The organism is Gynuella sp. (assembly GCF_050297175.1).
Lineage (GTDB): Bacteria > Pseudomonadota > Gammaproteobacteria > Pseudomonadales > Natronospirillaceae > Gynuella.
In genome coordinates, this window is sequence record NZ_JBNKSF010000035.1 from 362,116 (window position 1) to 387,308 (window position 25,193).

Here is a 25,193-nt window from a genome sequence, read left to right on the forward strand (position 1 = left end):
TCGCCCTGTTCACCAGATAAACCGACGGACTCTTCTTGCTGAAAGCCTATGAGACTGTTAAAACCAAAATCTGACAATAGATTTACGGGTATTCTCTTCGTGGCGGTTTCACTGAATTATGTGTCGTTGATCCGGCGCTATTGGCCAATGCTGGGTTTTGGACTCATTACGGTTTTCTGGGGTAATTTTGGTCAGTCTTTTTTTATCAGTTGGTTTGGAGCTGCCATCCAGCGGGACCTAAACCTGACAGCAACCACTTATGGGCTGACTTACTCCGCCGCCACCGTAGTGAGCGGTCTTGGCATCATGATGCTGGGAGGGTTGATCGATAGGATCAAAATCCAGCATTTTGTCCTGCTGTCCAGCGCCGGACTGTTCCTGGCAGCACTGTTCATGTCTCAGGTCCGCAACACCAGCATGCTGGTGTTGGCTTTTTTTATGTTACGTTTTTTTGGTCAGGGTCTGTTGCCGCATACATCCGGCACTGCAATTTCAAAATATTTTTCCAGCAATCGTGGTAAAGCATTGAGCATTTCTTCTAATGGGGTGCCACTGGGAGAAGCAATATTGCCGGCAATTGCAGTTGCGCTGATCGCCGCCATTGGCTGGCAATATACCTGGCTGGTAGTCGCCATGACGGTCCCATTTCTGTTTCTGCCGATGGCATTGTGGTTGTTGAAAGTATCAAGCCCGGCAGAGTCAGAACAAACAGCGACACCCAGCGGACATTCAAATCATGCCGACGGGTCACGACGAACACTGCTGGCTGATCGGCGCTTCTGGTGTGCACTGCCACTGGTGTTGATGCCACCATTTTCCGTCACCGGAATATTCATTCATCAGGGTTTTATTCTTGAACAAAAACACTGGTCCAGCGCATTATTTGCATTGACTTTTACCGTCTATGGGGTGATTCACTGGTGTGCATCCTTTGTGACAGGACCACTGATTGATCGCTACAGTGCCACCCGTTTATTCAGCTTTTTGGGTATTCCTTTTGCCATTGGCCTGTTCCTGACTGGCGCTCTGGACCATATCTACATGGCCTTTGTTATGATGATCATGATGGGGCTGGGAATGAGTATGATGGGGTCAGTCATTGGTTCCATGTGGGCAGAGGTCTACGGTACTGGTAATCTTGGCAGCATCCGCTCGCTCATAACATCCCTGATTATTTTGAGTACGTCGGCTTCACCGATACTGCTGGGTGTTCTGATTGATCATGGCATGACCGCCAATCAGTTATTGACGGCTTTGGGAACATACGCACTGGTCAGCACAATATTAAGTCTGTTTTCCTATCGCCATCCGCTAGCCAGACATTAATCCATTACCCCGTCGATGAACATTGACGGGGTGAATCCTTTATTGGTTCAGCGCGGTCAGAATATCAGCAACTTTGCGCTTCAATCGCATCTCGTTGGCTTTGCCCATACGAACATAAAGCTTCTGGATCGGATCCTGAGCTTCATTTCCCTCATCCAAAAACTCATAACGGCCATAGGCATCCTGGGGTTTCAGGTAATAATTCGTCTGCTCAATCGGATTGGTATCCAGCAAGACCTGCAAGGCCTGCCGGGTACGTGACGCAAACGTGATATTGCCATAGCCCAACAACGAAAACTCTTCTTCAAATCGCGGCAGATAAACCTTGTAGGTTGCCACCAAGGTTGAGGTTTTGAGACTGGCAATCATGTCGATATAGGTCACATAACGGGCATAGTTGTTTTCACTGATAGCGAGGCCGGCCGATGTTTCCTTGGCAATAAAGTTACTTCTGGGAGTTGGCACCACCATCTGCCGGTAGACGATGTCATGGTCAGCAATACCATTGATCACTGTGACAAAACGGGACACCAGATTATCAGTCAGTACCCACTGACTGATCAGATCAGCCGAAGGCTCGTCGTTGTACAGTTCTCTGGCCCGCTCCTGAATCACCTCAGCGTTGGGTGGTGTATCGGTACTCCCCAGATCATCAATGGTTGCCAGGGTTACTGGCTCAGATACCTTTGAAGGAGCTCCTGTTTTTTCCGGTTGTTCCACCAGCTGCTCATCAAAATCCGGATCCAGCGTTTCAGCAGTGCCCGTCTGATCGGCTGTTTGTCCTGACGGCACGGACTGTCCATTAGGTGTGGCGTTAGAGGGTGTGGCAGGAATAGGCACGGTTTTAACCGTGGTCGATGAATCTTGATCAGCGATCAGATCGCTGAAAAAATTACTGGATACAAAACCGGCAATCACGATGGCCAGAATAATAATCAGCAAAATCATGATATAAATCAGCGGAACCCGTCCCTGCTGATTCCGACGCTTTAAAATAACTGACTGCCCTTTTTTTACCATAAGACTGCGACTCCACGTTCTGACCGGATATATACAGAGATCGTTCAATACTAAGGTAAAGCGGTATTGCCTTCCAAGGGATTCAGGTATTCTACGAAGTTTTTACGCTGGTAAATTTCAGGCAATGCTCCAACAGGCTTTATATCTACTCGAACACACTTATGGCTATTCCGCCTTTCGCGGTCAACAGCAGCACATCATCGAATCCGCGCTGAACGGACAGGATGTGCTGGTACTGATGCCAACAGGTGGCGGTAAAAGCCTGTGCTATCAGATCCCCGCACTGATCCGCCCAGGTCTGGGCATTATCGTGTCACCGTTGATTGCCTTGATGCAGGATCAGGTTTCCACCTTAACGCAACTGGGTATCAAAGCCGCGTTCCTAAACTCAACTCTAAGCCAGGATCAACGACGAACCGTCGCTTATGATCTGCGCCAGGGAAACATCGATCTGCTCTATATCGCTCCGGAGCGACTGCTGCAGCCCGGCACATTACAGTGGCTGCAACAATTTCAGATTTCTCTGATTGCCATTGATGAAGCTCACTGTGTCAGCCAATGGGGCCACGATTTCCGGGCCGATTATCTGCAATTGAATCAATTACGTGAGGCGTTTCCCGGGGTACCAAGAATGGCACTGACCGCGACGGCCACCCCACGGACTCAGGAAGAAATTGTTCAGCGCCTCGAACTCAATACCCCCAAAGAGTTTGTCAGCAGCTTTGACCGCCCCAACATTCGTTACTCGGTTCAGACCAAACAGGATGGCCGCAAACAGCTGATCAAATTTCTGGCTACCCAGCGCGGCAACTCAGGCATCATCTATTGTCTGTCACGGAAAAAAGTGGAGGCGACCAGCGAATGGCTGCAAAGCCGTGGTCTGAATGCACTGCCTTATCATGCAGGATTGCCAACGGAGTTACGGGCTCATCACCTGACCCGTTTTCTGCGTGAAGAAGAGGTCATCATGGTGGCAACCATCGCCTTTGGTATGGGGATCGATAAACCCGATGTACGCTTTGTGGCCCATCTGGACCTACCCAAAAGTATGGAGGCTTATTATCAGGAAACCGGCCGTGCCGGCCGCGATGGCGAACCCGCCGAAGCCTGGATGGTTTATGGTCTGAATGACGTCATGCATTTAAGCCAGATGGTTGACCGCAGCGAAGCCCATGAAATCTTCAAGCGCAATGAAAAGGCCAAACTTGAAGCCTTATTGGGATGGTGCGAAGAAACCAGCTGTCGACGTCGTTCTCTGTTGGCTTATTTTGGCGAACAACATGAAACCGACTGCGGCAATTGCGATACCTGCCTGACTCCACCAAAAACCTGGGACGCCACTGAACCGGCGCGCAAACTGCTGTCGTGTATCTATCGAACCGGTCAACGTTTTGGTGCCGGTCACGTCATCGATGTACTACGTGGCAAAATGAATGAACGGATGAAGGATCTCGGGCACAATCACCTAAGCGTGTTTAACATCGGTGCTGAGTTGAGCGAGCAGAAATGGCGCTCCATTGTTCGACAACTGCTGGTGAAGGGATTTATCCATTCCGATGCAGACCAATACGGCGCCATTAGTCTGACGGAAAAATCCCGCCCACTATTACGGGGTGAAATACAGCTGTTTTTGCGTGAAGATATCGAAACCCGACCTGAAAATATCCGTAAAACCAAAGCCTCCCGCTACAATGAAGTCAGTGACAATGATCGTGAACTCTGGCATGCATTACGAGCCTGCCGGAAAAGCCTCGCCGACGAATTCGGTATCGCTCCATATATGGTCTTTCACGATGCCACCCTCATGGAAATGATGGAGTATCATCCAGAAACAGCAGATCAGTTACTGGGCATTTCCGGTGTGGGTGAGTCGAAACTGGAAAAATTTGGCGATGCATTTCTGGAGGTTCTGCAGGAATATGCCGAATGAACCTGCTTCATTGCTTTTAACGGTAGGAATCCGCTGATGCATCGACAAGTAATAGCGGCATCCGCACACAAGTGCATTTATAACACCTTCTAATACTCCATCAATCTAATGGAATTTTTCATGAACATAGATTACCTCAGTGCCGGGTCAGGAGAGTTGATTGTCCTGGTCCATGGAGCCCTGGCAGACAAGCGCATGTGGATACCACACATGAACCTGCTACAGGACAAATATGAAATGGTATCACTGACACAACGTCATTTTGGTGGCCGATCCGAAGGCCCATTTGGATTGAATACTCATGCACAGGACCTGGCGGAGTTTTTACGCATGAACTTCCCAACACGCTCAGATATCCACCTGATAGGTTGGTCATACGGCGCCGATATCGTACTCAATACCTTAACCCAACATTCACTGCCAATTGCCAGTGCAGTGATCTACGAACCCGGCTTTCCAGGTTGCGTTACTGAGACAGACATGACACTACTGGGCACAGACGCCCAACAAATGTTTGGCCCGGTATTTGAAGCCGTTGCAGAGGATCAGCTGGATAAAGCGGTGGAAGCATTAATCGACGGTTCGGGTAACCAGACTGGTTACTTTCATTCGCAACCAGAGGCACTCAAAAAACAGCAACTCGAACATGCTGCCACCATGCCACTGCAACTGGATCGAAGTGAATTTCCCAGGCTGGATAGCTCCTCACTGGCAGCGTTGAGCATTCCCATCACGGTTGCTTACGGTAGCCAGACCCGAAACCTGTTTCGTATTGTTTCAGCCTCTGTACATCATGCCATTGCAAACAGCCAGCTGCGTGAAATCGAAGATGCCAATCATATGCTGCCACTGGAAAACCCGGACAAATTTACCACTCTCATAACGACTCATTTTGAACAAATTCAGCGGTAATTCAGTGTACTCATCAGACACTGTCATCCATCAGGCGCACGGAAAATAACCCTGATCATTTTAAGACACCTCAGCCAGTTGCAACTATCCGGCTGAATCATGTTCTAACAACAAATAATTATCGAATATAAGGATCATAATGAACTACCGTTACCTCCTGTCATTCGCCGCAACCTGTGCGTTTACCGGTTGTGCCACCACCCCCGCTGAATTGAACGATGTTGAAGCCATTTCATATGCAGAGACCGTTTACCTGAAACAGGATGATGTATTCGCCGCGTTCAATGCCTATGAAAACAAAATCAATAATCGTGTAAATCAGCTGGAATTTCAGATCAACGAGCTTGAATCAAGACTGGAAAACATGGCCACGAGTACCGACAACAACTCTACGGTGGAAATCGTCGATGGCAGCCAAAAACAATGGGCCTGTACCCTGACTCATTCAGAGAAGCGTTTTATGGCACAATCCTTAAATAAAGCCGCCGCAACATTTAATGTAATTAATAAATGTCTGGCTGGCGGTGTAGATGATTTTTATTGCCAGGAAAGAGATGTCGTCTGTTCAGACGAATAATACCTGATTCGCTCTCATCTCAATACCAGCCTGATATCTATGCAGGCTGGCTCATCGCAACCGCGTTGTTCGCGGTACAACATTTTTTAGTTCGCGGCGTTATCGATACCTTTTTCTTTCAACCATTCACACGAAGGCTGATGACCGGACGAACATGCGATCGTCTGCATATAGACATCGTCTCCCACCGATTCGCCTTCATAAGACACCGCTATGTTATAGCAACTGTCAAAATCACTTGAACAGATCTGTCCGGCGACATTTTTCCAACTGACACAGGCTGAACCGTCTCCCAACAGACAGGATTTTCCAAAGTATTGAAGTGCCGAAAGATTTTCGCCGGCCTGTTGATGCTGGACACCGAGGTTGGTACACGCTACATGATCACGAAGGCTACACCCCATTTCCCAGAACGATACCGCCTCTCCTGCTTTTCCATCTGCGTAATACTGATTGCCCACATTGGCACAGCCCACAGGGCTTCCCAATCTGCAGGCTTTTTTATTCCAGTACAGCGCGTCATCAGAACGATCCGCGAATTGCAGACAGGCAGCAGCTTCACCGCCATCACACTGAACCATCATAGGATCGCTGGCGGGAAGCGGCAGATCAGCAGTTTCTTCGGTCGAGTCTGTACAACCAACTGTGCCTATAGCCAAAAACAAACAAGCCCCCCACCTGATGGGCAAGTTGAACAGTTTTGAAAACGGGTGGATATTGCTTTGGGTTATATTCATTGAATACTCCTTTTCAGATGGATGATCGGAATGAAAATCGATGACGCTATCTGTGACTTTGAGTTTAGCTGTGTTGAACAAAAACACCGCATCAATACATGACCTAAAGCGCACCATTTTGGGTCGCCAACTATAATATGATCGGCCCATACGGTCGAACAGCTATGTACTAAAACTGTCTAGTCAGTCACTGATGCCATACCCAACCTGCCCGACAGATAGGGAGTCACAATAAAAAACAGAGAGAACGCCCTCGCAAAGATGCGGCGCAAAAACAAAACGGGGAGAGTCTGATGACTGACTGGTCACGAATGGCTAACTGACCAGCCAGATTATTTCGGTCAGGCCATAACTTCGTCAAACAGATCATGCATCATGGCAAATGCACGTCTGGCAACAACGGGGTTATATTGAGTCCTGCCTGGGATATTGGCATAAGGGTCAGTAAACGCGTGCAGGGTCCCACCAAAATTCACCAGTTGCCAATCAGCACCAATACCCGTCATCTCAGCTTCGAACGCCAGTCTTGTCGCTTCGGATACCAGTGGGTCATCGGCCCCGTTTAATACCAGTACCGGTCCGGCAGGGGTTTTGGACTGCTCCGGGTTTGGTGTCTGCAACAGACCGTGCAAAGATACAAATGCCTTCATCGGCACGCCGGCACGGGCCATTTCCAGAACACAGGCACCACCAAAACAGAAACCAAAGACTGCAAGGTTGTCAGCTTTGACGCCCATTGCCGTTGCCTCGGTTTTCAACACCTCATAAGCGGCCTGTAACCGACTGCGCAGACCGGCATTATCCTGAACCGTTCGCTGCATCTCTTCTCGTAATTGATCATCAGATGCGGAATGAAATTCCACACCATAAGGATCCAGCACCAGGATCACACGGTCTTTGTTCACCTGCTGACTGGCGACTTCAATCGCCAATGGACTGATACCTTTGAAATTGGGGGCCATCAACAGTCCGCGACTTGGCTTACTGCCTTCTACATACACCAGGCGACCCTCGTAAGATCGACCATCATGATTGTAGGCCACCGGTTTGACTACGACTTCACTCATAGGTTGTTCTCCGTCGTCCAGAAAAAAATGTCTGCAGATGACTCGTCACCGAAGACGTAAGGACCAAATTTATCACTCGATACAATACACTGGAACCATCGGCGGCTATCTTCACTCAATCCATTCAAAGGATTCTTTTTTGCCCATGTCTGTATGAAATTGAACGGTTTCTCTGTACTAGCTGGATTGTATTCACCTGACAAACATTTCGGTCGGGTCAATCGTATGATACAGCGAGAGGCCCCGAGGGGTCAGATCACACCATTGGTGACAACCCCGGAGAAATCTAAGGGTCCTCTGGAAAATAGGCCATTTTTCAGAGGTTCCCGAAGTGTTTCACACAATACAGTCAGATCTCCCGGAGCAACTATCAAAGAGATCAGGACGATCTAATTGATTGCCGGGTTAATGGAAGATGGGTTATTCCACTACATTCAAATCATAAATAATCGCACTGGCAACATCGATAACCGGTAGCTGAATACCTATTTTCATCAACGCATCACCGCTATAAATACCGGCATCAGCGGCCAGTGTCCGGTTGGGGCGGAGTTGACCGTGATGAGCATAAGGATCGTGAATGGCAGTAAGGCTATAACGTTTTTCCGGATCCAAACCAGTCAGTCGCAAGCGACCCGGCATCAGGTAATCACAGCGATCCAGTGCCGCTATCGTAAACGACGCACGTCGCTTATCAGTCGAAACCACGCCATTGCATAGCAGATACGATTCCGGTGTATCCACTCTAATCCAGTCACCAGTATGAAAAAATGTCCGGTTGTCTTTGTAATACTTCAATAGTTGCCTGACAGTGGTTTCATCGTCTGCCGACAGGCTATCAAGTGCCAGCTCCAGTCCCATGTGTCCATACAGGCTGGTCATCAACCGAAACATCAGATTGGTCGAACGGCCGGTCGTGTGGGCTTTTTCAACACTGACATGGGACCCCATGATCTCGTTGCTGAAAAAAATCGAATAAGCTTGTTGCAGACGCTGCCGCTCTACCGGGTCAATACAGTCCGAAGCCCAAACCCGTTGGGTATAGCGCAAGATCTCAAAATCGATTCGGGCACCACCGGAAGAACAGGACTCAATTTCCACCGTCGGATGAGCATCATTAATGCTGGCCATCAACCGATAGAGCGCTTCCACCTGCCGATGTACCGACGCAACACCAGCCGATCCTGGTTGAACAAGATCCCGGTTCATATCCCACTTGATGTAGTCAATTCGGTATTGACTGAGCAGACTGTCGATACGCTCATAGAGATAGTCAAATACTTCGGGCCGGGACAAATCCAGCACCATCTGATTGCGCCCAAGTACCTGGTCGTAGCCGTCCAGTTTCAGTACCCAATCAGGATGCGCCCGATACAGATCGGAATCAGGATTGACCATCTCCGGCTCAAACCATAAACCGAACTCCATACCTTTTTGATTCACCGCATCAATCAGATACTGCAATCCGCCGGGATGTTTCCGCTCATCCACATACCAGTCTCCAAGACCGGCGGTATCATCATTGCGTCCGCGAAACCAGCCGTCGTCCAGAATAAAACGCTCCACACCAATTGCCGCGGCCTGATCTACAAGTTTGAGCAGGGCTTTCGGTTCGTGAGAAAAATACAGCGCCTCCCAGGAGTTAAAATGTACCTTGCGTGGTTGAGTGGCAACATCCAGACGTAGGCGTTTTTTCAAAAACCGATGAAACTGCAGCGACATCTGACTCAAACCGTCACCAGACCAACTACCATAGAGCCACGGCGTCGAATAGCTTTCATCCTTCGCTAGGGCAACCTCTCCTGGATACAACCACTCGCCCGCCTGAATATAACGTCCACCCTGAACAGCTTTTTCCGCCACCAAACGATGATTACCACTGGCAGCCAGATGCAACCCGTACACTTCCCCACTCTGTTCGCTAAAACCTGGAGTCCCGGCAACAATCCCTGGGAAAGCATCACTGGAGGTACGTCCTTTGCGATTCTCTTTAACCACCCGGTTAGCCGGCCAGCGCTGTCGTCCGGTGACAAACTCTCTGGCCCAATGCCCATGAAAGGTTAACAACTCATCGGCATATGCAGGCAGGCTGACGGTGTTGCCCAATCGATGCAGTAAAAACTCACTGTCAGCGGTATTGGTCAGGCTGGAGCGAAAACCGACGACATCGGTTTCGGTATCCATGGTCACTTTAATGGTCAGCATGAGTTGGGCAACCTCATCCCGAGCATCAAACACCAGTTCCCGGTCAGATGTTTCCACCGCCGTCACCTGAAAACGTGGTGCCCAATGTTGTCGCTGGCGATGCCCCTCAAGTCCAGCCTCGCCATGAAAACCGGCTCCAAGTTCCGGTATGATCGACAAAACCGGGAACTGATCCAGATATCCAGCCGTCAATACCGCATCAGTCAGGCCGGCCAGTTCATCGTCTGATACCGACTTTAGCGTCTTCCCCCAATAGACCACCTCTGGCAGTCCATGTTGACAGGATTTGATGACTATCGACGACCGTGCGCCATGCAGGCGATACCAGACATTCATGAATACGACTCCTCGTTAATTTTTTAACAGTTTAGGTTGCCAGATCCTTCCGGGATATCCCAAAATGGCGAAATTATTTCCCAAAAAGTAAGGTTAGTGCAGTGCAACAAGACAGCCCTCTGGGCCTGTTCGATCATCCCCAGCAAATTGTCTTTGAGGCTCACAAGCCCTGGGTCATGGAACACAACCACTGGCATGGTCACCTGGAAGTGAATATCCCCTTTGGCCAGCCCGTCAGCTACTCCTTTAATGGCCAGGATGTTCTGATTCCAGCAGACCAGGTATCAATCTTCTGGGGTGCACATGTTCATCGACTGACCAACAGTCACGACTGTCCGTTTATGGGAATTCTGAACCTTCCGGTACATCTGTTTTTATCCTGGCCACTGGAACACAGTCTGGTTAACCGCTTGATGAATGGCGCAGTATTGACCGCCAGACAGGAAAACCTGTTGAGCCAACAGCAATTGATTAAATGGCGGGAGGAATACGAGGATGGGGATCAGCAGCTGCGGCAATTGGTTGAACAGGAGCTGATCTTGTTATTACGAAAACTGAGTCATTATGGCTGGCGCGAAGTTCTGAGTGACAGAGCAAGTAGCCGGAGTCAGCATTTTGGTCATCCGTCCAGCTTCACCCATATCCAAAAAATTTTGCAGTTTATTGCGCGGAATTATGATCGCCGAATTACCGTGGTGGATATTGCTGAGCATGTCAATCTCCACCCAAAATACGTCATGCAGCATTTTCATCGGGTGATGAGAATGACAGTCAAGCGTTACGTCAATTCCCTGCGAACCAGTCACGCCCGGGCGCTGCTATCAGACACCTCACGCCCCATCATGGATATTGCACTGGCAGTAGGCTTCAGTTCCACCAGCCGGCTGTACGACGCCTTCAAGAAAGAAGTTGGCATGACACCTAAACAGTATCGTGACAGCTTTCAGCGCAAATAACCTTATCGTTTCTTTTCTGATACAACTTTGATGCCGATTTCCACTGCTTCTTCCACTTTTTTGCGCATTTCCCCAAGTTCCTGGCGCGATAGATAAAATGCCATATCCACAGAATGGCGGTAATAACGTGGTGGCAGATGATTAAGTGCCACGCAAGCGATATCCTCAAGCTCACTGATTTCGAACGACTGTTGCTGATGCTTTTGATACAGCTCTTCAACCACCAGGTTTTCATAAAAATTCTTGATATCCGCTTCGATCGTCATAGTATTTGTCCCTGCTTGATAAATGCGACAAATTCATCGCGAGGTAATGGCTTACTGAAATAATAGCCCTGTATTTCATTACTGCCATGTTTCTTCAACCACTCAACCTGCACTTTGGTTTCGACACCTTCGGTAATAATTTTGAGATTCAACGCATGAGCCATTTGAATAATAGCTTCGACCAGCGTTTCATTGGAACGGTTACCAGGGATACCAACCACGAAGCTGCGATCGATCTTGAGTTTGTCCAGAGGAAAACCATTTAACGTGGATAACGATGAATAGCCGGTACCAAAATCATCTATGGCCAGAGCGACACCGAGCTCCTGCAAACGCTTCATGATTTCAACCGAAGCATCAAGGTCATGCATCAAATGGCTTTCGGTAATTTCCAGCTCCAACTGATCGTAAGGCATCCCAGTGGTACTTACGATTTCCCGGATCATGTTGACCAATCCGGTATGACGAAACTGTCCTGCCGAGAGGTTAACCGCCACAACGGCCTGATCAATGATGCCCTGTTGTTTCAGTTCCCCCCAAAATTCACACGCCTGACGCAACACCCAGTCACCGATGGGAATAATCATGCCGGTTGCCTCGGCCACAGAGATGAACTCATCCGGCGGGACATTCCCCAGCCCAGGATGTTGCCATCGTAACAGAGCCTCTGCACCGACAATAAGCCCGGTAGATAGGCTGATCTGTGGCTGAAAGCACAAGTACAACTCATCTCTTTCAAGTGCCGTTTCCAACCCTTTCTCCAACATTCGCTGACGCTCGTAGGCTTCGCCCATGGCCGGATGATAAAAGATGGTTTTCTGATCCTGCGACAATCGCAAAGCAGTTTGACAACGTGATATCAAAGAACCGGCCCTATCATTGTCGGTAATGACCGTACTGGCTATTCTGACCCGCATCAGAAATTCCAGTTCACCCAGGCCATAAGGTCGCGCCAGCCGATGATGAATTTTTTCCATCAGTTCCAGCAGGGAATCCTGATCCGTCGATAACACTGTCATACCAAACACTTCGTCAGCCCACCGATAACCAGCCCGTAACACCCGATAGTCGGTTGTGAGAGTATTCATACGCTCGGCGATTTCGGAACTGACCATGTCGACATGGTTTTGCCCGTGGGAGGACAAAACATCATCATAACCATGGAACTGGATCAATAATAAATAACTGATACCGTGACGATTATTATTCTGGAGGTCTTCGTATAGTTGAAAACGGTTGTACAGACGAGTCACTGGATCGTGGGAAGCACGATAAACCAATTCATTTTTGATACGCTCCTGTTCGGTCACGTCCTCCATGTAGACATGCAGCTGTGGCGGTGACGACAAATAATGTACCCGATACTGAAACTGTCGATAACCCAAAGCACCAAACCAATCACGATGAGGCGGATCAGAGTTTTTGATCTCCTCAAGCAACGAGGTCAGGTTCTTGGGCAACAATGCGGAAACATTCTGAGGCGGCATTTTCAAAACGTTCAACAACTGATAAGAAGCTGGATTGGCATACGCAACCTGACCATCTTCGGTAAGGCTCATAACCGGATGCGGGTTATATTCCGGAAAAGCCTGCAGCATTCTGATTTTGCTGTGCTTGACTATCAACAGGTACAACAACCAGCCAAGCAGAGAAAATACCACCAGAACGATCATACTCAATGCGACAGTCAATATAGTCAGGCGCGAAATTTCATGGTCATGTGCAGTCGAGGCATTGAGTTCGAACCGGTCAAAAAAGTCACTGATCTCAGCCATGACCGGATGCATTTTTATTTCCAGCTGTAACATCTGCTGTAGCCGATACTGCACAGCCAAGTGATTGATGGGTGACTGCCCCAACTCAGTAATGATAATACCGGCGGTGACAAAATAAGTTTGCAGCAGACTGTCAAGCTGGCTTACTGCGTCCATATTCGCCAGTTGCCGCTGCAGCTGTTTCATCTCGATAGAAACCTGTTCATGCAGCTCATCTGCTGTAGCCCGAAACTGATCCGGATGAAGCTGCTCAAAATAGGCTCCAAAAATGACTCGCTCATAACGATCCAAGTACACCTGAAGTTCGCTAAGTGCCCTATCATTTACATAGGTTTCGGAGGCACTGCTCAGCAACTGGTCCCGCAACTGTACGCCAGTTTTCAATGCCAGCAGACTGGTGACAATCCCAGTGCCCAGTACGCCCAACAATGCCAGTGTCAGGTAAGTATTCAGAAATACACGCACATCGTCACTTCCATGGTTTTTAACAATAAGCTTAGCACTTGAATCAGATAAATAACGGGAAAATATATCCGTTCGTTAACCAGATCAGATTTTGACGCATGGAAATAATCGTATAAGTGTCTTCATTTGGAGAAAGAGGTATGGAGGGTATTTAAAACTGATCAACAGCGCAGAATTTGTATCGATAAGCGGGCCTTTTTTACGTCAAAGGCCCGGATCAAAACATAGACTTACTGCGAATCAGTCATCATAGAGGAAACATTTTGGAATCCACGAGGCAACTTGTTACCGCGACGACCACGCTCACCACGATAGTGCTCAAGATCTCCAGAACGCAGTTTAAGATTACGTTTACCGGCGGAAATGACCAGAATATCGTTTGTCGACACAATAATCGCGCCAATCATATATTCCTGACCGGCTTTAAACCGATCAGTTGGAATACCGATCATTTTATTGCCTTTACCCTTGGCAAGCTCTGGCAAATCCTGCACTGGGAAAACCAACAAACGCCCCTCGTTACTGACCACAGCAATCAGGTCTGTTTCCTTCTGCCGAACCATAGACGGCATCATAACGTCTGCACCGTCGGGAACGTTTATGACCGCTTTACCTGCTTTGTTTTTGCTATCGAGATCTTCAAGCCGAGCAACAAAACCGTAACCTGCAGTCGTACACAGCAATACCTGTTGATCCGATGCTCCCATTAACATGCCTTTAAATTCGGCACCGGGTGGAGGATTGATGCGACCACTTAGCGGCTCTCCCTGCCCCCGGGCAGACGGTAATGTATGCGCGGCAACGCTGTATGACCGCCCGGTGGAATCCAGTAACAACACATTCTGGTTGGACTTGCCTCTGACACAGGAGGCATATTCATCGCCAGCTTTATACGACAACCCGGAAACATCAAAGTCATGGCCTTTCGCCGAACGAATCCAGCCTTTACGCGACAAAACCACAGTGATCGGATCAGCAGATACCAGTTGCTCTTCGCTCAGAGCCTTGGCTTCGGCACGCTGAACAATAGGCGTCCGACGATCATCACCAAATTTTTCCGCGGCTTCCATCAATTCTTTTTTAATCAGCGTCCGCATACGTGCCGGACTACCCAGAATCTTCTGCAGCTTTTCCCGGTCTTGAGCCAATTCTTCCTGCTCACCCCGAATCTTCATTTCCTCAAGCTTGGCCAAATGCCGCAACTTCAGCTCAAGGATGGCTTCAGCCTGGGTATCGGTAAGATTGAAACGTGACATCAGGACCGGCTTGGGCTCATCCTCATGACGAATAATCTCGATGACTTCATCGATATTTAAAAAGGCAATCAACAAACCATCAAGGACGTGCAACCTGGCTTCGACTTTCTCAAGTCGATAATTCAACCGGCGGGTCACAGTATCAGTACGAAACGACAGCCATTCAGTCAGTATCCGGTTCAACGGTTTAACCTGCGGCCGGCCATCGACACCGATCATGTTCAGGTTCACCCGGTAGGTTCGCTCCAGATCCGTGGTAGCAAATAAATGTGCCATCACTTCTTCCACATCAATCCGGTTTGAGCGTGGTTCAATGACCAGGCGGGTCGGATTTTCATGGTCTGACTCATCACGCAGATCAGATACCATGGGCAGTTTTTTGGCCTGCATCTGTTGGGCGATCTGTTCCATGATTTTGGAACCCGAAACCTGATGCGGTAAATCGGTGATAATAATATCACCGTTCTCACGCATATATCTGGCCCGCATCCGCAACGAACCACGACCACTCTCGTAGATCTTCTGAATGTCTTCCCGGGACGAAATCAGCTCCGCCGCCGTCGGATAATCCGGACCTTTAATATGAGTCATCAATTCCGGAACTGTCGCTTCCGGATTGTCCAGCAAATGGATGCAGGCTGAGACCGTTTCACGCAGATTATGTGGCGGAATGTCCGTTGCCATACCAACAGCGATACCTGTTACCCCATTGAGCAGCACATGAGGTACCTGGGCCGGTAATATAGCGGGTTCATCCATCGTGCCGTCAAAATTTGGCAACCATTCCACAGTGCCCTGTCCCAACTCACTCAGCAGCAGCTCCGCGAATTTTGACAACCGTGACTCGGTATAACGCATGGCGGCAAAGGATTTAGGATCGTCCGGAGATCCCCAGTTGCCCTGCCCGTCCACTAGCGGATAGCGATAAGAAAATGGCTGAGCCATCAACACCATCGCTTCGTAGCAGGCAGAGTCTCCATGAGGGTGGTACTTACCCAACACGTCACCTACCGTTCGGGCAGATTTCTTATATTTTGAACTCGCCTTCAGGCCGAGTTCACTCATGGCATAAATGATTCTACGCTGAACGGGCTTCAACCCGTCACCCAGATGCGGTAGAGCCCGGTCCAGAATCACGTACATGGAGTAGTTGAGGTAGGCCTGCTCAGTAAACTGGCTAAGCGAGGTGGTCTCCACTCCGTCTTGGAATTTGGGGTCAGACATAAATTCAATGATATCAATGGTTTAATTTCAGCGCGTAGTGTGTCAGTTGAGACCCAAAAAGACAATTACAGCCTTGTAAACCTGCCCGCTTGACAAAACAAACGCCCAAATAGGCATAGATACACAAAATATACTTAATTTTTTCTAACTAGGTCCGTTAACATATTGAACTAGTTCTCATTTTGAAGTGAAATACCGTTTCGAAAATAACCAGTGATGGGTTGTCTTTAAGTTGTCTGTTGTGGAGTTTTTATGAAAGCCATCATTACCCTGCTGATCTCGGCTGCCTTATTGGTCAGTACGCCCGTGGTCATGGCAGGAAATCTAGTGTCAGTGCATGATCAGTGTGGCCAGAATGCCCACTCCCGAAATTGCTCTGCGAATAAACAGGAGGTCTCCCAGACCCCCCATTTGAATACAACCGGACCGCTGTTGACCATGGCACTGGTTATATTGTTAACATTGATTGTCAGAGAAAAAAACAGCAGCAGTATGACCGAATAAGCATCCGATCAAAGGACAAAGGCAACTCTCCGGCAATTTAGCTCCCCCGGCTTTCTAATCTTCCCCCTTTTCCCTACCATAGTCCGACAATTTTCAATCTGACTCGGGTAAAGTCTTATGATTAGACTGGTGCGTGTTTTCTTCTACTTCTTCTGTCTGATCTTGATGCTGGTGTCAGCATTAGGCGTCACTACCTACATTAATTTGCAGGGCAGTCTGCCCAGGCTTGAAGGGCAGCTCAACGATGTGCCCGTTCGTCAGAGCATTAATATTTCCCGAGACAGCAACGGCGTTCCTCTGATTGAGGCGGGACAACGCAGTGACACTGCCTTTGCCATCGGTTTTCTACATGCTCAGGAACGTTTCTTTCAAATGGATCTGTTACGTCGCAATGCTGCGGGTGAACTCAGTGAACTGATCGGTCCGTCGGCACTTGAGCGGGATAAACACAACCGGAAGTTTCAGCTGAGACAACGTGCCGAGAACATGGTAAAAGCCATTCCCAGCGACCAGAGAACGTTGCTACAAGCTTATGCAGAAGGTGTAAACTATGGTCTGCACAATTTGAAAAGCCGTCCCTTTGAGTACTGGCTGCTCAGACAAAAACCCCTGGACTGGCAAGTCAGCGACAGTCTTTTATGTCTACTGTCCATGTATCTGAACCTGCAACAGGGCGATGGTGGATTTGAGCGGTCCATGCAGGTACTCAAAGACTCTATGCCAGCCGCCTGGTACAACTTTCTACAACCCAGGAGCGGACAGTGGGATGCTATGATTACCGACCCACAACCTCAGAATCCTCTCCTGATTCCCGACTCCGATTGGCCTGCTTTCTCATCCCAACAGGCCAGCATTGCTGCTCAGCCTGCGTTAGGATCCAATAACTGGGCCATTGGTGGCAATTTGTCCACGACTGGTAGTGCCATGGTAGCCAATGATCTCCATCTGACCCTTGGAGTCCCCAATATCTGGTATCGGGCTTCCTGGCTGGATATCCAGCTACAGCGGCAATTAACGGGTATCACCCTGCCTGGGACCCCATTTATGATCACCGGCAGCAACGGCCATATTGCCTGGGGCTTTACCAATGCCTATGGCGACTGGAGCGACATCATCACATTGCAGACCAATGACTCCGATACCATGTATCTGACGGCAACAGGCTGGGAAAGTTTCACCATCGATCAGGAAAAAATTTATATCAACGATGGCACTTCAGTGCTCGAACCTGTCCGCCTTACACGTTGGGGACCAGTCATTGGCCAGGATAACCAAGGGCGCCCGCTGGCCATTAAATGGGTGGCACTGGAGCATGATGGAACCAATGCTAATCTGGTGCGACTGGAAGCAGCAAATACAGTGGATGAAGCGCTCGCCTATGCCCCTCTCATCGGAATCCCACACCAAAACCTCGCAGTTGCAGACAGTCAGGGCAACATAGGCTGGACTATCGCTGGCCGTATTCCCAAACGGGTTGGTTTGGATGGTGAGTTCCCTTCAGACTGGTCCCGAGGCGATAAATCCTGGCAGGGTTTTCTGGCACCAGAACAATATCCGATGGTCAAACGTGATCGAAATGGCCGCATCTGGACCGCGAATTCCCAGGTGGTTTCTGGTGACGAGCTGAAAAAAATCGGCAACAGCGGCTATGACATTGGCGCTCGTGCGCAACAGATACGTGACGATCTGGAGGCGAAAACAGAGTTTTCAGAAGCAGATCTGTTGGCGATCCAGCTGGATGACCGGGCCATCTTTTTACAACGCTGGCATGAACTGATGATAGGCCTGCTGGATGATCCAGCCGTCAATCACCAATCAGGCGTGGACAGCATTCTGAAAAACTGGCAGGGCAGAGCGAGTAAAAACTCCGTTGCTTACCGTCTGGTTCGACAGTTCCGTAATGAAGTTATCGATCAGACGATTGGCAGGCTTTATCAACAAATCAAAGAACAGAGCCGCTTTTTTTCGATCCCTGCTGTCATAGAGTATGTTGATTATCCAGCCTGGGCACTGGTATCAGAACAGCCCGAACATCTATTACCGGAAGGATATGACTCCTGGCAGGTGTTCCTGGTGACCTGTCTGAATAACAGCATTGATGATTTAACCGAAGATGGTAAAGGGCCCCTGAAACAGCAGACCTGGGGGAAATACAATACTCTGAATCTGACCCATCCGCTTACCAGGGCACTGCCTTTTCTATCATCCTGGCTGAATATGCCACAAGAACCCGTAGATGGTGATGATTATATGCCCAGAGTGCAGGGTCCTGCATTTGGTAGCTCTGATCGTATGGTCGTCAGTCCCGGTCATGAGCAGAGTGGTATATTCAACATGCCAACCAGCCAGGCCGGCCATCCGATGTCACCTTATTATGGTAAAGGCCATCAGGACTGGGTTCAGGGACGTGCCAGTTCATTTTTGCCGGGTCCGACCCAGTGGACACTTGAAATAAGGCCAGAGGAATAAAAACAGAACGCCTGATCTGAGAAGGTCAGGCGTTCATGATAATTGTCAGGCTCGCTTACCCAACATACGCTTTAACGTCAGATCCTTGTCGATCCAATGGTGTTTAAAAGCGCCCAAAAGATGAAGTGCAATAGTGGCAGCCAGGATATAACCTAGCCAGGTATGCAGTACATGCCCAACGCTGGCCATTGTTTCATTATAGGGAATAGCTTCATCGCCCTGATAATTGGAAGGCACCAACTCCAGACCAAATATACTGATACCATGCCCTCCAGCTCCGGATCCCATCATGCCTGAAATTGGCATTAGTACGGTCGCCAGAATCAATATCCAATGAGCGGCATGAGCCATTGTGTGCTCCAACTTTGGATACTCTCTGACCGGTTCAGGCCATCCAAGTCTGTAACGCCAAACCACCCTTATCACAGCGAACAGGAGAATAATCACACCTATCGCTTTGTGATACGGATACAGTCCGTAACTATGATTAAAGGTCATATAAAAACCAACGGCTGTCAGCACAATCATTGTCAACGCAACAATCCAATGCAAAAAAATGGTCATATGACTCAATTTGTCTTTGTGGTCCATATCAGGCTCCAAAACCTAAACAGTTGTTATATACACATTCATCACCAGAACAAATGTGGTCGTTTCCGGCGGGTTATCGTCAATAAATGCGCCCTGACAACCTCTTACCGGATCAAGAAACTCCCGGCAAAGTCATGACAATTTTGGCATTACTTTGGGAAGAGAGAGAAAATCACTCCGATTTTTCATGTTGCAAAAAAAAACGTCAGGCTTTTATTGCAGGTTGTGAAGGATAAGTTCTTATATGGATGATTTTTAGCAGCGAAGACAAATGATTCAATAACGGCGAAATATCAAACAAACAACAACGCTGGTAAAGCACGCCTTACAGATCCTTTTGGACAGTTACCTATATAACAAGCAGAGTAACGGGCCCCCCTTAACAGCGGTCGAAGTAAACCTGATCTTTTAAAAAAATAAATGCCGGATGTTCAAAAAAACCAACTGTTTCTCAATTTACACCGCTACCAGGATAAATACCTCACAATGATGCTAAGGGGCCTCTGAAAATAGCAATAGTTCTGATGCAGGCGAGGAAGCACCACTCGCAACACCGCAATTCACTGGTGTAAATGAAGATGTGAGACAGGGGCTGACAACCTCCTGCGCGAAAACAGGCCATGTTTCAGAGGTTCCTTAGGTTTTGGTAACTTCGGACTAACCTTCTATTGCAGCCTGTTGCCAAATGACTCTCGCAGCATTAAACACTACAATGGTGTCTGTTCCCTGATCGAAAATCATAGTCACAGCGTCATCGGCTCTTTCATGACTATTTTTATATATTTTTCAGCGATTACGAACATCGGTTAACAGAAAAAAACCGTGTATTTATAAAATAAACTCTTCCACTCATAAAATACATTGTCGATATGAATTTGAAACGAAGCTTTTCGCCCGTTATTGAAGAAAATTCTGAAGTTCTGGTACTAGGCTCCATGCCAGGAGAAGCATCGTTACGCCAGCAACAATATTACGGCCATCCTCAAAATCTGTTTTGGGAAATATTACTGGAATGTGAGGGATACGAAGCCAATACGTTGGATTATGCGGATAAACTGGCGCTACTGAAAAATAAAAAAGTTGCGTTATGGGATGTGCTTGAGTACTGCGAGCGACCAGGCAGTCTTGATAGCAGTATTGTTACCGAAACAGAACAGGCCAACGATCTCATCACCCTGCTCCGACAATATAGAAACATCCGAAAAATATGTTTCAACGGAAAAAAATCGTATCAGTCTTTTCATCGCCATGTACTACGCGATAACACCGATTTTTTCCAAACTTATAAACTGGTCACCCTGCCTTCAACCAGCCCCGCAAATGCGTCGATTCCACGAACCGTCAAGTATCAGCAATGGGTGACTGAAGTATGGAATCTCCCCAGGGTTTAAGCAATTGCTGCTCGATACCAAGCTGATTCAGAATGCGGGCAACAATAAAATCGACCATATCATCAACACTCTCCGGACGCTGATAAAAACCAGGCATTGCCGGCAGAATCACTGCCCCCATCTGGCTCAAAGTCAACATATTCTGCAAATGTATCGTTGATAACGGTGTCTCCCGTGGCACCATGATCAACTGCCCACGCTCCTTCAGAACCACATCTGCTGCACGTTCAATCAAGTTGTTACAGGCACCGGAGGCGACAGCAGACAAGGTACCAGTAGAACATGGGCACACTACCATGCTTCTTGGTGCTCCAGATCCGGACGCAACCGGACTGGTCCAGTCCTCCCGGCCGAATACATTAATCTGATTTTTTTTCGCACCTGTTCTATGCATAAGCAACGCTTCAGCTTTTGCAGCATTAGATGGCATAGACAGATCCATTTCCAATGCCATCACCATCTGTGCCGCTTTACTGATCAACACATAGATTTGCCGGTCTGCCTGCACGAGTTGTTCGACCAGCCGCAGGCCATATTGAGCACCTGAAGCACCCGTAATGGCAACAGTGATAGTATCGGAATCAACCATGATAACGAACCAACCCTTCCTGAGTGGTGGAGGCTATCAATTCACCTGTACGGTTAAATATCTGTCCACGCACAAATCCTCGACAACCGGATGCAGATGGACTGTCAGCCACAAACAACAACCAGTCATCCAGACGGAATGGCCGATGAAACCAGATGGCATGATCAAGACTGGCAATATCCAGATCAGGAGTACCCAGTGACAACCCATGAGGCATCAGTGCAGTCTCCAGAAATCCCCAATCAGATGTATAGGCCAGCATGTATTGGTGAATTTTCAAATCGTCCGGCAAAGGTGCAACAGAACGGATCCACATATGGCGGCGACCAATACCATGGCGGGGTCGGAATGGATTCTGGTTTTCAACGATGCGATATTCGATTGGACGTTCGGCAGTAAACTGATCGCGAACCTTTTCCGGAATCTCATCAGCATGCTGACGAAACAATTCGACGGTAGATTCAAAATTCTCCGGACCTGGCACATTCGGCATAACTTCCTGATGAGACACTCCCTGCTCTTCAATCTGGAAGGAGGCGGTCATAGCCAGAATCGTTTTACCAAACTGACTGGCAATAACTCGGCGCACAGAGAAGCTTTTACCATCACGGACATGTTCCACTTCATACTCAATGGGATGATGCGCATCTCCAGGTCGTAAAAAGTAAGCATGCAATGAATGAGGATAACGATCACAAACCGTCTGACTGGCAGCACTCAGCCCTTGACCAATCACCTGCCCCCCAAATACCCGACTGAAACCAAGATCCTGACTATGCCCTATAAAACGGTTATCACCATTCTCTTTAAGAGTTAACAATTTAACTAAATCTTCAACGACCTGACTCATATAACTACCCCGAGTGATGTTCAAAAAAATAAAATACAGATGACATCATTTTGCGAAAACGGTATCGTGCTACTAAGTGTCCCCGGATTCTTTCCTACAACTGGAATCCAGCCAGAATATTGTCTGACAAATGTTTTTTTCAACCTACGTCTCAGAATTACAATGTTTTACTCTGGTTTTTTCAATGCTGAACTACCTTTAAATAACTGTATTGTACTTATCTTCATTAAAGAAAAGGTTAGCCAATATGTCCGCAGGTGTTTCGTTTGATTACCCGACCAGCAATAAAGACCTGATATGGAATCTTGACGAGATCAACAAGCGGGAACTTGCCTGTAAGTTTCTATACAAGTTCGAAAACCTGCTATGCATCTATTCTGCCTCTGTAGAACAGCTGTACACCAATTACAGTCTTAACATGCCCTCTGATGACCCCAGTAAAATAGTCATTCTACCCAATCCCTATACCTTCCACGACACTTTCAATCATATCTCGGCCAGCGCAATCCGCGATACCGGACTGCATATCGTGCCAGGACAAGTGATAGGAGCAAGCGGGCTTTATGTTATGGTGCGCTCCAGAAATCGTAGTGAACCACCGGCCCCACTGCCATTTAAACAGGCTTTACGAAAAATAATTTATACCCAGCAAAGCAAAGACCCATTTTTACCCATACTGGTGAAAGGGGATTTGCGTCAGTTCGATACACACACACCTTGTCTGCACCTGCATCGGATCAAAATTACGGAACTGTCGGGCGTGTCGGAGTTTAACCGCAACAATATCCGGGCTTCCGTTGTCGAAAAACTCAAAGAATTACATCGAGCCGCTGATCAGCTCTAGCACATCATTCTGGGTCCAACCTCTCTGCAGAACAACCCCTCCATTCTATTGGTGATCAGATTTTAGGGAACCATCTGAAAAATGGCCTATTTTCGTGCAGGACGTTGTCAGCCCCAGTCTCACACCCTCATTTGCACCCGTAAATTGCGGTGTTGCAAGTGGTACTTCCCCCCTGCATCAAAACTATTCCTATTTTTCAGAGACCCGTTGTTTTGAAGCAGGCAAAATATACCGAAACGTCAGACTGATCCGCTCCCCCATCTGTCGAGTACTCTTGGCAATTCCATGACGCCAATATTGTTGTATCTCTCCCTCCATAACCAGTAAAGAACCGCTTTGCGGGGTAATGGTGAACTGATCCCGACCATTTTTATGCTTGAAACGTAAATCCCGGGCATATCCGAAGGTCAGCATGGCCACAACTGGATGTTGTCCCAGCTCCGGTTCATTATCGGCATGGAATCCCATACCGTGCTGCCCGTGCTGATACCAATTTCCCAGCATGGAATTGAACCGATAACCGCTGCTGCGTTCAACTGCACTTTTTAACGGCAACAGCATATCTGCCCAGGCTCTGGGCTCCAGCCGAACGTTTGAATACGTATAGGCTTCGTCTCCATACCAGCATTGTAGTCGCGGGGTTTTATAGTGTTTTCCAAATAGCTGGACATCTCCCTGATACCAGTCCAACGCCGTCTTCAAAGGATCAAACAAGGAGCGATGCTCCGGGATAAAATCCTCAAAATATCGAAGGCTGCCATTGCGAAGATCAACCTGCTGGAACGGTGCATCAGAAAACAACATACTTTCACGCCTCATCTGAACGGTCTAATGGAGGATACTAATACCCTCTGTTTCCGCACAATCCTGCTGCGGGTTTGAATAAAAGACTTTTGCAAAAGCAGCAGGCTATAATAGTTGTTTTGACAATTGAAGGTTTCGTTCCAAAGATGTCCACAAATGCTGAATCAGCACTGAAATGGCTGGATGAACAACAGCCCGATACTCAACAGATAAAAGATGTGATCCAAAAACTGGAAGCCAGGCTCAATTCAGGTGCCAACCAGGAGCAGCTCACCGGAACTGTCGAGGCATTGGAGCTGCTGCAGGAAGTCATAGAGGAACGCGAGCTCCAACAACCAGACACAAGTACCGCCATGCCGGCGATGACCACTGAGCAGGTAACCAAACAACTCGATGTTTCACCATTGGGCGAACCCGCCAACATACCTGAGGAAAACCTCAGCGAAACCGACAAGCGCAAACGGTTCGAACAACTCAAACGACAGTTATCCAAATAAGCCATCCATTCTGACAACCGCAATTTACTGGAATAAATGAAGATTTGAGAAAGTGTCGCCTCCTGACCGAGCCGACAGTGTCCTGCGCAAAAACAGTCCCTTGTTCAGAGGCTCCTTAGATGATTGAACGCATAAATTATGAATGCCTGCCAACGATAGTCGGTCCTTACGTACATGCCAGCAAATACAACAACACGTTGTTTGTATCCGGCCTCACGGCTTACGGTACCGATGCTCAGCAGTTGGACCTTATGCAACAGTGTGAAGAAGTTCTGTCGCAGATAAACCGTATTCTGGAACAGGAAAAACGTTCAAAAAGTGACCTGATCAAACTGACGATCTTTATGCGCAATATCAGCTTGCTTCCTTCTGTACGGGAACAGCTATTCAAATTCTACGAAGGATACTTGCCAGCCTGTTCCCTGGTTGAGGTGTCAAACCTCATCCACCCTGACCTGCAGATTGAAATTGAGGTAATTGTCGCTCTGAAAACCGGAATCTGAAGGATTCGCTTTTTTTCTCTACAGGCTTTCCCTGGGAAATGACAGCAGGAGACATCCATGAAAGCAACAACATCGCTTCACAATGGATATCTCCCAAAA

Annotated in this window: 22 protein-coding genes; 11 read left to right on the plus strand and 11 right to left on the minus strand. The window is 48.2% G+C overall.

The window, feature by feature from the left end; translation table 11 throughout:
• The first annotated feature begins 48 nt into the window (after positions 1–48).
• The gene (locus ACQY6I_RS14735) at positions 49–1,326 is read left to right on the plus strand and encodes an MFS transporter (protein ID WP_428242255.1); all 1,278 of its coding nucleotides are present in this window, start codon (positions 49–51) and stop codon (positions 1,324–1,326) included.
• A gap of 39 nt (positions 1,327–1,365) precedes the next feature.
• Here ACQY6I_RS14735 and ACQY6I_RS14740 read toward each other — a convergent pair whose 3' ends face one another.
• Complete coding sequence (locus ACQY6I_RS14740) at positions 1,366–2,346, minus strand: DUF3014 domain-containing protein (protein ID WP_428242256.1); 981 nt, start codon at positions 2,344–2,346, stop codon at positions 1,366–1,368.
• Between the two features lie 124 nt (positions 2,347–2,470).
• On the opposite strand from ACQY6I_RS14740, the gene recQ reads away from it, so the two are divergent.
• The 3 genes from recQ to ACQY6I_RS14755 all read left to right on the plus strand — a co-directional run bounded on the left by recQ (position 2,471) and on the right by ACQY6I_RS14755 (position 5,765).
• On the plus strand, positions 2,471–4,276 hold the full coding sequence (gene recQ / locus ACQY6I_RS14745) for a DNA helicase RecQ (RefSeq protein ID WP_428242257.1): 1,806 nt from the start codon (positions 2,471–2,473) through the stop codon (positions 4,274–4,276).
• A gap of 120 nt (positions 4,277–4,396) precedes the next feature.
• Positions 4,397–5,188, plus strand: a complete 792-nt coding sequence (locus ACQY6I_RS14750; protein WP_428242258.1) for an alpha/beta fold hydrolase — start codon at positions 4,397–4,399, stop codon at positions 5,186–5,188.
• Between the two features lie 139 nt (positions 5,189–5,327).
• On the plus strand, positions 5,328–5,765 hold the full coding sequence (locus ACQY6I_RS14755) for a hypothetical protein (protein ID WP_428242259.1): 438 nt from the start codon (positions 5,328–5,330) through the stop codon (positions 5,763–5,765).
• Positions 5,766–5,851: 86 nt separating this feature from the next.
• Here ACQY6I_RS14755 and ACQY6I_RS14760 read toward each other — a convergent pair whose 3' ends face one another.
• The 3 genes from ACQY6I_RS14760 to ACQY6I_RS14770 all read right to left on the minus strand — a co-directional run bounded on the left by ACQY6I_RS14760 (position 5,852) and on the right by ACQY6I_RS14770 (position 10,110).
• Positions 5,852–6,502: a hypothetical protein gene (locus tag ACQY6I_RS14760; RefSeq protein WP_428242260.1), complete on the minus strand. Its 651-nt coding sequence runs from the start codon at positions 6,500–6,502 to the stop codon at positions 5,852–5,854.
• A gap of 341 nt (positions 6,503–6,843) precedes the next feature.
• Complete coding sequence (locus ACQY6I_RS14765; protein ID WP_428242261.1) at positions 6,844–7,569, minus strand: dienelactone hydrolase family protein; 726 nt, start codon at positions 7,567–7,569, stop codon at positions 6,844–6,846.
• Positions 7,570–7,989: 420 nt separating this feature from the next.
• Entirely contained in the window at positions 7,990–10,110 is a 2,121-nt protein-coding gene (locus ACQY6I_RS14770; RefSeq protein WP_428242262.1) for an alpha-galactosidase, read from the minus strand.
• Positions 10,111–10,211: 101 nt separating this feature from the next.
• Between ACQY6I_RS14770 and melR the strand changes: the two genes are divergently transcribed.
• A complete protein-coding gene (gene melR, locus ACQY6I_RS14775; RefSeq protein WP_428242263.1) occupies positions 10,212–11,066 on the plus strand; it encodes a transcriptional regulator MelR in 855 nt (284 codons plus the stop codon).
• Between the two features lie 2 nt (positions 11,067–11,068).
• On the opposite strand, the gene ACQY6I_RS14780 is transcribed toward melR, so the two are convergent.
• The 3 genes from ACQY6I_RS14780 to parC form a co-directional block, all read right to left on the minus strand.
• The gene (locus ACQY6I_RS14780) at positions 11,069–11,332 is read right to left on the minus strand and encodes a late competence development ComFB family protein (protein ID WP_428242264.1); all 264 of its coding nucleotides are present in this window, start codon (positions 11,330–11,332) and stop codon (positions 11,069–11,071) included.
• Positions 11,329–13,572, minus strand: coding sequence for an EAL domain-containing protein (locus ACQY6I_RS14785; RefSeq protein ID WP_428242265.1), 2,244 nt, complete (start codon positions 13,570–13,572; stop codon positions 11,329–11,331). The genes ACQY6I_RS14780 and ACQY6I_RS14785 overlap by 4 nt, the downstream gene beginning before the upstream one ends.
• Positions 13,573–13,802: 230 nt before the next feature.
• Complete coding sequence (parC, locus tag ACQY6I_RS14790) at positions 13,803–16,052, minus strand: DNA topoisomerase IV subunit A (RefSeq protein WP_428242266.1); 2,250 nt, start codon at positions 16,050–16,052, stop codon at positions 13,803–13,805.
• A 252-nt stretch (positions 16,053–16,304) separates the two neighbouring features.
• Here parC and ACQY6I_RS14795 point away from each other — a divergent pair, with 252 nt between their 5' ends.
• Positions 16,305–16,556 carry a hypothetical protein gene (locus ACQY6I_RS14795; protein WP_428242267.1) on the plus strand — a complete coding sequence of 84 codons (252 nt, stop codon included), beginning with the start codon at positions 16,305–16,307 and terminating at the stop codon, positions 16,554–16,556.
• A 117-nt stretch (positions 16,557–16,673) separates the two neighbouring features.
• Positions 16,674–19,025 (plus strand): penicillin acylase family protein, encoded by a 2,352-nt coding sequence (locus ACQY6I_RS14800; protein WP_428242268.1) that lies wholly within the window; start codon positions 16,674–16,676, stop codon positions 19,023–19,025.
• A gap of 45 nt (positions 19,026–19,070) precedes the next feature.
• On the opposite strand, the gene ACQY6I_RS14805 is transcribed toward ACQY6I_RS14800, so the two are convergent.
• Complete coding sequence (locus ACQY6I_RS14805; protein ID WP_428242269.1) at positions 19,071–19,616, minus strand: cytochrome b; 546 nt, start codon at positions 19,614–19,616, stop codon at positions 19,071–19,073.
• Between the two features lie 869 nt (positions 19,617–20,485).
• On the opposite strand from ACQY6I_RS14805, the gene ACQY6I_RS14810 reads away from it, so the two are divergent.
• Positions 20,486–21,007: a DNA-deoxyinosine glycosylase gene (locus ACQY6I_RS14810; RefSeq protein WP_428242270.1), complete on the plus strand. Its 522-nt coding sequence runs from the start codon at positions 20,486–20,488 to the stop codon at positions 21,005–21,007.
• Here ACQY6I_RS14810 and ACQY6I_RS14815 read toward each other — a convergent pair.
• Together ACQY6I_RS14815 and ACQY6I_RS14820 are read right to left on the minus strand one after the other, a co-directional pair.
• The gene (locus tag ACQY6I_RS14815) at positions 20,958–21,596 is read right to left on the minus strand and encodes a flavin prenyltransferase UbiX (protein ID WP_428242271.1); all 639 of its coding nucleotides are present in this window, start codon (positions 21,594–21,596) and stop codon (positions 20,958–20,960) included. The genes ACQY6I_RS14810 and ACQY6I_RS14815 overlap by 50 nt on opposite strands.
• Positions 21,589–22,446, minus strand: coding sequence for an acyl-CoA thioesterase (locus tag ACQY6I_RS14820; protein WP_428242272.1), 858 nt, complete (start codon positions 22,444–22,446; stop codon positions 21,589–21,591). The genes ACQY6I_RS14815 and ACQY6I_RS14820 overlap by 8 nt, the downstream gene beginning before the upstream one ends.
• Before the next feature lie 247 nt (positions 22,447–22,693).
• Between ACQY6I_RS14820 and ACQY6I_RS14825 the strand changes: the two genes are divergently transcribed.
• Positions 22,694–23,290, plus strand: a complete 597-nt coding sequence (locus tag ACQY6I_RS14825; RefSeq protein WP_428242273.1) for a hypothetical protein — start codon at positions 22,694–22,696, stop codon at positions 23,288–23,290.
• A 189-nt stretch (positions 23,291–23,479) separates the two neighbouring features.
• Here ACQY6I_RS14825 and ACQY6I_RS14830 read toward each other — a convergent pair whose 3' ends face one another.
• The gene (locus tag ACQY6I_RS14830) at positions 23,480–24,094 is read right to left on the minus strand and encodes an alpha-ketoglutarate-dependent dioxygenase AlkB family protein (RefSeq protein WP_428242274.1); all 615 of its coding nucleotides are present in this window, start codon (positions 24,092–24,094) and stop codon (positions 23,480–23,482) included.
• A 146-nt stretch (positions 24,095–24,240) separates the two neighbouring features.
• Here ACQY6I_RS14830 and ACQY6I_RS14835 point away from each other — a divergent pair, with 146 nt between their 5' ends.
• A complete protein-coding gene (locus ACQY6I_RS14835; protein WP_428242275.1) occupies positions 24,241–24,591 on the plus strand; it encodes a hypothetical protein in 351 nt (116 codons plus the stop codon).
• A gap of 119 nt (positions 24,592–24,710) precedes the next feature.
• A complete protein-coding gene (locus ACQY6I_RS14840; RefSeq protein ID WP_428242276.1) occupies positions 24,711–25,094 on the plus strand; it encodes a RidA family protein in 384 nt (127 codons plus the stop codon).
• Positions 25,095–25,193: the final 99 nt, after the last annotated feature.